We start from the raw sequence: 6,995 nt of genomic DNA, 5'->3' as shown, positions 1-6,995 counted from the left end.
ACATAATCCGCTGCCTCAAACGAGCCGTCGCCCGCGAAATGTTCCAACTTCTCACCCAGAAAACTGCCACTTGACACTCATAGGAGCATCACATGCGGCGAAGCCGCTCACTCGTGCGGAACGACGACCACCGGCACCGGGGCAGCACGCAGAATCTTGGCAGCACTCGAGCCCAGGAACACCCGCTTGGGGGTCGCCAGTCGACTCGAGCCGAGCAACAACACATCGCCCGGCTTCCACTCGAGGTTGCCCACGGCCTCGTCCAGTGTCGACCCGTCGGCCACCACGGATTCCAGGCCCTCGATGCCGGGGAGCGTGCGGGCCGCGAGTTCCAGATTCTCCTGTGCGGCAGCGACTTGCCGTCGACGCGTGTCCAGTGAAGTCTCGTCGCTCGGGGTTCCGGTCGATTCCAGAGAGACCAGCGAGACCAATCGAAGAGGCACGTGCGCAGCGCTGGCGAGAGTGAAAGCGAACGGCAACGGGTTCGGGGCGGATGACCGGGTGGGGACGGCGACGGTGAGATCGGTGATAGGTGCGCTGGAGAGCCGGTAACCCCGAGGGGCAAGTGCCAACGGAACTTCCGAGGCGTGCAGAAGCTGACCGGCGACCGAGCCGATCGAATGTCGGTTCAGCAGGCCGTCACTGGCACCGCCGACAACGATCATGTCGGCATCGGAGTTCACGGCGAAGTCGATCAGGGCGCGGGCGAACGACTCGTGGCTGAGCACGTGCGTGGTCACCTCGATACCCGACGGGACCTGGGCGGCCGCGTCGTCCACCCAGCCCTTTGCCTTGGCCTCGAGGATCTTTCGATACGGTCCACTGCCTTCCATGACAGGTTCGTCGACGGCCATGACCAGCACGATGTCGATGGACGCGTCGAGGGCGCGGGCGAGGGCGGTGGCCAGGGCTACGCCGTCGTCGCCGCTGGGGGTGGCGAGGTAGCCGACGGTGATCTTCATGAGTTTCGGTCCTTCTCTTCTAGTAAGTGTCCGGAACCTTGACTTCGGTGGACGCGGTGAGTGTTTTGCCCTGGAAGAAATCCTTGTTACCCACGAAGCACAGCAGCATCAGGGGGATTCCGAGTACCAGCATGCCGACACCGAGGACGAACACTCCGCCGATCGGACCGTAGACGGTGTAACCGTAGTCGGGCTTGATCATGTCGACTGCGCTCTGCACGAACGCCCACGTCATGGACAGCCCGCCGAGAAGTGGAAAGATGCCGCGCATGAACAGGTTTCGGGCGGACGAGAACAGTGTCCGACGGAAGTACCATGTGCATGCGTATGCCGTGATGCCGTAGTAGAACGCGACCGCGAGTCCGAGCGATGCCACCGAATCCTGCAGCGCGTTGGCGCTGACGAAGGTGAGCACCAGGTAGAACATCAGGGCTGCGGCACCCATCACGAGCGTGCCGAAGCCGGGCGTCATGTACTTGGGGTGCACGCTGGCGAACCGCTTGGGGATTGCCTCGTACACAGCCATCGACAGTGTTCCGCGGGCCGTGGGCAGGATGGTCGTCTGTGTAGAGGACAGCGCCGAGATGGACACCGTCAACAGCAGCAGCGACGCGACGATCGAGCCGGCGACCGGATCGCCGAGAATGGTGAGCACATCATCGACGTTGTCCGGGTTGTTCAGACCGATACCCGTGTCTCCGAACCCGGCGAACGACTGCACGGCGTATCCGACGAGCACGTAGGTCGCGACGAGAATCAGCGTCGTGATCACTGCGGCCCGTCCCGGCGTCTTCTCCGAGTCCTTCGTTTCCTCGCCGACGGCAAGGCAGGCATCCCATCCCCAGTAGATGAAGATGCACAGGATGATGGCCTGGGCCGCGTCGGACATCGTCACCCCGGTGGGCACCAACCAGCTCCATTGCGGCGTGATGGCCTGCGGACCGGCCGTACCCGTCCCCACCTTGACCAGTGCCGTCACCGACACTCCGATGAGTACGCCGAACTGGACGACCAGCAACACGTTCTGCATGCGTTCGCTGACGAGGATGCCGCGAAAACTCACGTAGGTCATCGCGACGATGAAGAACGAACCGAGGGCGACCTTGGCCGCGGTCGACTCCGCCAAGTCCGACAGGCCGAGGAACTCGAACAGGTAGATGGCTGCGATCTCGGCGACGTTGGCCAGCACGATGATCGCCGAGACGGCCAGCCCCCACCCGGCCATCCAACCGACCCAGGGCCCGAAGGCCTTGGTACCCCAGGTGAACGACGTCCCGCAATCAGGTGTGTCGCGCCCGAGCTCGCGGTAGGCGAAGGCGGTGAGCAACATCGGAACGAAGGCGATGAGAAACATCGACGGTGCTTTGTCGCCGACGGCCAGAACGACGTAGCCGAGGGTGGCGGCGAGACTGTAGGCCGGGGCCACCGCCGACAGTCCGATGACGATGTTGCCGACCAACCCGAGCGCGCCGGTGTTGAGTCCCTTGCCCGGAATGGTGTTGGGCGGTTCCGCAATCGACATAGGTCTCTCCGAGGTTCGAGTCGACCGAGGCGTCGGAAGGGGACCCGACAGAATCGGTCGCGTGTGATGGATGAACACTACGATTTCCGTCGCCGATTCGCTGTGTATCGACGGAATAGTTTTCATTGGAGTAACAATGCAACGAAATAGGTCGCGGAAGTGGCGGACGTCGGGGGAATCCGCGGACTCGCCGAGTGGCGATGACAGGCGCGCGTCCGCGCACGACGCGCGCTACCGTCGACACATGAGCACCGCGGAGAACACTCAGTCCTCGATCGGTGGCAGTGCGCCACTCGATCTCGCGTCCATCAGGTCGGCTCCGAAGGCGTTGCTCCACGATCATCTCGACGGCGGACTCCGACCGCAGACCGTGCTCGAACTGGCCGACGAATGCGGATACGACGGGTTACCCGCGACCGACGGTGCCGCTCTGGGGGAGTGGTTCCGCGACGCAGCGGACAGTGGATCGCTCGAGCGCTACCTCGAGACCTTCGCGCACACCGTGGCCGTCATGCAAACCCCCGAGGGGTTGTTCAGGGTGGCGCGCGAATGCGCCGAGGATCTGGCCGACGACGGCGTCGTGTACGCCGAGGTGCGCTTCGCGCCGGAACAGCACCTCGAACGCGGGCTGACCCTCGACGAGGTCGTCACCCACACCCTCGCCGGTTTCGAGGCGGGCATCTCCGCAGCCAAGGTGCGGGGCAAGAACATCACCATAGGCACCCTGCTGACGGCCATGCGGCACGCCGCACGTTCACGAGAGATAGCGGAACTGACGGTGCGTTTCCGTGACCGCGGGGTGGTGGGCTTCGACATCGCCGGGGCCGAGGCGGGCTTCCCTCCCAGCCGCCATCTCGACGCCTTCGAATACATGCGAGCCAGCAACGCGCACTTCACCATTCACGCAGGCGAAGCGTTCGGTCTGCCGTCCATCCAGGAAGCGGTGGCGTTCTGCGGAACCGACCGGCTCGGACACGGAGTACGGATCACCGACGACATCACCACGAACTCCGACGGCACGCCGTCACTCGGTCTGTTGGCCGCGTACGTCCGCGACACCAGGATGCCTCTGGAGTTGTGCCCCAGTTCCAATGTGCAGACCGGTGCCGTCGAATCGTTGGCGACGCACCCCTTCGACCTGCTCGCACGACTGCGGTTTCGCGTCACCGTGAACACCGACAACCGTTTGATGAGCGACACCTCGATGAGCCGAGAGATGGTCAAACTGGTGGATACGTTCGGCTACGGGTGGAGTGACCTCGAGCGATTCACCATCAATGCGATGAAGTCCGCATTCCTGCCGTTCGACGAGCGATTGGCGTTGATCGACGACGTCATCAAACCCGGCTACGCGGTGCTGATCGGCTGACGAGCGGGCGCGTGGCCGGGCGAGAACGCCCTACTTCTTGCGGAGACGGCTCTCGAACTCTCGCTCGAGGGCGCGCCAGGCCTCGGCCTCGACGTCGAACGGTGCGCTCGGGGCCAGCCGATCGGGACTGGGCTCGAGGGTGTACGAGACGTACCAGCCCAACGGTGTGGACGTGGCGAGGGCCTCGTCCACCGAGCTGTCCCCGGCGAAATCGGCTGCATCGGTGAACAATTCGACGGCAAGATCGAGCTGGTCGACGTCCACTGCGGTGGGCCCGTCGGCAAGGTCGTCGGCTAGTCCGGGCAGTACGTAGACGTTGTCGTCGGTGATCGTGATGTCCAGGGAGCCGTCGATCGCGGCGGTCTGAACATCGGAGTATGTGCTGACCTGCGCCAGATCGTGATCGTGATCGTCGGCGAGATAGCGAGCCAGCGACCGCTCGGACCCGAACACGCTGATGGCGCCACCGCGGCCGAGGAAGACGGGCTTGTCGCCGAGGTAGCAACGCAGGGTGTACAGCGTGTCGTCGGACGTGATGATGCGAATGGGATCGATACCGACGGTGGTCCAGAACGTCTCTTCCGCCGCGGCAGCGGCGATGGGATCTCGGTCGACGTCGTCCTCGTCGCTCTCTGCGTCGTCGTCGGACTCGTCGTCCTCGGTGTCGTCGTCGATGTCGTCCGTTGCGTCGTCTGCATCGACGGCGTTCTCCGCAGCCGCGGTGATCTCCGCCTCGGCGACGGCGACGGCGGCGCTGTCGACGTCGGGGGAGGTCACGATGGAATCGACTGCGTCGAGGACTTCGTCCCAATGCCTCGCCACTGCTGCGCCGATGCGGTCCCACAGCTCGGCACCTTCACGGCCGAGAAAGTTCTCGACGCCACCGGCCACCGCTCCGACGAACGGATTGGTTCCGAAAAAGCTTGTGACGGGCCGTAGTTCGCAGACATCACCGATGGACGAGACGATGTCGAAGGTGGCCTGCAGTTCGGCGAGAACGTCGGCTTCGGGGTCTGCAGCCACCAGCTCGGGCACTGCGACGAGGTCGAACCGATGCAGCTCGTCCGGCTCGAATTCGTAGGCCGCGAGAGCGGACACCACCGGCCACGACGGGTGGTCGACGAGGTCGTTGTCGTCGTCGGATCGGACGAATGCGGCGAGCTCGGCAACCGTGGCGAATCCGTAGAGATCTTCCTCGTGTCCGAGGAATGCCTCCCATTCGTCGTCGCCTTCTCGCCACTCCGGTGCCCACAGTGTCGAGAAGTCACCGGCGGTCAGACCGAGTTCGATCGGGATGATGTCTCCAGCCATGGCGCGAAGCCTATCTCAGGAGTCTGTGAACGAAGCCTGCAGACTTTGCAGGATGGTCTCGCGCTGGTCCAACGCTGCGGACGCCGCCTCGGCAGCTGTGAGAACGATGGTCGACGCGAGTTCGCGGGCAGTCACCGATCCGAGATCCTCCGCGAGATCGAGGCCGACCATGGCCCCGGTACCGTCCGCAACGACGGTCACGAGCCCGTTGGGCGAGGCCACTCGAATCCTGATGTGGTCGACGCGCTCCTGTGTCTCACGCAATCCGTCGAGCCGGTGTCGGGCTTTGTCGATCACGGTGTCGAGATCGGTGGGGTGAGAGTGGGTCATACCGGTCGCAACCAACTCGTGGGTGCCGGATCCTGGGCCAGATCGTCGTTCGCGTCGGCGGCCACTCGGGCGTCGGTCGGCAGACCCAGGCGATCGAGGATGTCGGCGGGAACCCCGTCCTCGGCCAACCGGATTCGGCGCTGTGCCCGAGCGGCTGTGGTCGCCCGCGTGCATCGATCCAGGATCGTCGACGCCAATGCTGTTCCCCCGTAACGTAGTTCACGTTCGTCGATAGCGATTGCGATCGGCACTCCATGCTCGGTGGCGCGAACGGATACCGAGCCGGATCGAGTTGCCGATACCGCGCTGACGACGGTGGTGTTCGCGTCCGTCATCGACTTCCTCTCATTCGGTCTGCCTCTCGTTCGGTCCGACCGTTATTGGGTCGGGCGGTAGAAGCCCTTGAATGCCATGTCGCTGTTGGTCGTTCTGATCGGTCCTACCTGCACCGGGTCTCCCGCCTCGACGAGCTGGCCGTTGCCGATGACCATCGCTACGTGGCCGTCCCACACCGCGAGATCGCCGGGCTGTACGTCACCGGCCGCCACCGATGTGCCGATGTCCTGTTCCTGCGCCAGCCGGGGGATGTCGACGCCCTGCTGTGCGTACGCCCATTGGGTCAACCCACTGCAGTCCAGTCCGGTGCCCGGCGTCGTACCGCCCCAGGCGTAGGGGACGCCCTGCTGCGTCAGCGCGCTGCGAACGGCACCTGCGGCTTCGGCGTTGGGGGCGGTGACGGTGCTCCCGTCGGGCAATCGCACCTCTACTCCTCGGTCGGCGTCCCCGGCGCCGGGCGAATCCATCGCCGAATTGCCCAAGAAGTGCTGTGCTCCACCGGCTCCGGGGGAGTCCGGCGTGCCGCCGGTTTGTGAGAGCGACTGCGCGAACGTCTTCGCCAGCTTCTCCCCGGTCTCGATCACCTGAGCCGTTGCAGGTGAGGTCATCAGGTTCGAGGGCGAGCCCGGCACCGCTGCCGGGCCGGAGTCGATGGGTGCGGGGACCGCGGGCGGGGAGGCCAGCTCGCCGGCTGTCGCAGCGTGCACGGCCAGTTCGGCGCGCACACGCGCGACCACCGCCAGGGCACGCTCGAGGTGCTCGATCGCGGCCGAGATCAGCATCGTCTGCCCGATCGGGGTGGCAATGATCGGTCCTGCGGAGAGGGCGATGCCCACGAACGACTGCACTATTGCCTGTAGTTCGACGAAACCCTGCTCGGTATCCCGACATGCCCGATCGACGACGGCGGCGATATCGTCCGCGTGATCGGCAAGGGCCAGAGCACTCGCATGAGCGTTCTCGGCGTACCGAAGTGCGGCGTCCGCGGCCTCGCCGTTCCAGGTCGAACCAAGTTCGGTGATCGCGATGCGGCCGATTCCTTGGGCGGCCTCGATCGCAGCCGACGACAGTCGCAACACATCCGCGGGGCCTCCGGAGGGAACGGTACCGCCGCCGAAGGCACCGAGCAGCTCGACGATGGGGCGAGAGAGTAGATCGATCATCG

Annotated in this window: 7 protein-coding genes; 1 reads left to right on the top strand and 6 read right to left on the bottom strand. The window is 64.9% G+C overall.

Translation table 11 applies throughout. The annotated features are described in order from the left end of the window. Positions 1 to 107 precede the first annotated feature (107 nt). A complete protein-coding gene (locus J2X62_RS25225; protein ID WP_032390016.1) occupies positions 108 to 962 on the bottom strand; it encodes a universal stress protein in 855 nt (284 codons plus the stop codon). 19 nt (positions 963 to 981) lie between these two features. Then, on the bottom strand, positions 982 to 2,484 hold the full coding sequence (locus J2X62_RS25220; RefSeq protein ID WP_310184203.1) for an APC family permease: 1,503 nt from the start codon (positions 2,482 to 2,484) through the stop codon (positions 982 to 984). 244 nt (positions 2,485 to 2,728) lie between these two features. Between J2X62_RS25220 and J2X62_RS25215 the strand changes: the two genes are divergently transcribed. Next, positions 2,729 to 3,853 carry an adenosine deaminase gene (locus J2X62_RS25215; RefSeq protein ID WP_045841980.1) on the top strand — a complete coding sequence of 375 codons (1,125 nt, stop codon included), beginning with the start codon at positions 2,729 to 2,731 and terminating at the stop codon, positions 3,851 to 3,853. Between the two features lie 30 nt (positions 3,854 to 3,883). On the opposite strand, the gene J2X62_RS25210 is transcribed toward J2X62_RS25215, so the two are convergent. The 4 genes from J2X62_RS25210 to J2X62_RS25195 are packed head-to-tail and all read right to left on the bottom strand — an operon-like array spanning position 3,884 to position 6,993. Next, positions 3,884 to 5,164: a primosomal protein gene (locus J2X62_RS25210; protein ID WP_310184200.1), complete on the bottom strand. Its 1,281-nt coding sequence runs from the start codon at positions 5,162 to 5,164 to the stop codon at positions 3,884 to 3,886. A gap of 15 nt (positions 5,165 to 5,179) precedes the next feature. Beyond that, the gene (locus J2X62_RS25205; protein WP_052053775.1) at positions 5,180 to 5,494 is read right to left on the bottom strand and encodes a YbaB/EbfC family nucleoid-associated protein; all 315 of its coding nucleotides are present in this window, start codon (positions 5,492 to 5,494) and stop codon (positions 5,180 to 5,182) included. Next, a complete protein-coding gene (locus J2X62_RS25200) occupies positions 5,491 to 5,829 on the bottom strand; it encodes a hypothetical protein (RefSeq protein WP_057474269.1) in 339 nt (112 codons plus the stop codon). Before J2X62_RS25200 ends, J2X62_RS25205 begins: the two co-directional genes overlap by 4 nt. A 42-nt stretch (positions 5,830 to 5,871) precedes the next feature. Then, a complete protein-coding gene (locus tag J2X62_RS25195; protein WP_310184198.1) occupies positions 5,872 to 6,993 on the bottom strand; it encodes a C40 family peptidase in 1,122 nt (373 codons plus the stop codon). Between the last annotated feature and the right edge of the window lie 2 nt (positions 6,994 to 6,995).

It is taken from the genome of Rhodococcus sp. 3258, assembly GCF_031456475.1.
GTDB classification, from domain to species: Bacteria; Actinomycetota; Actinomycetes; order Mycobacteriales; family Mycobacteriaceae; genus Rhodococcoides; species Rhodococcoides fascians.
This window is presented reverse-complemented; position numbering and strand designations above follow the sequence as displayed.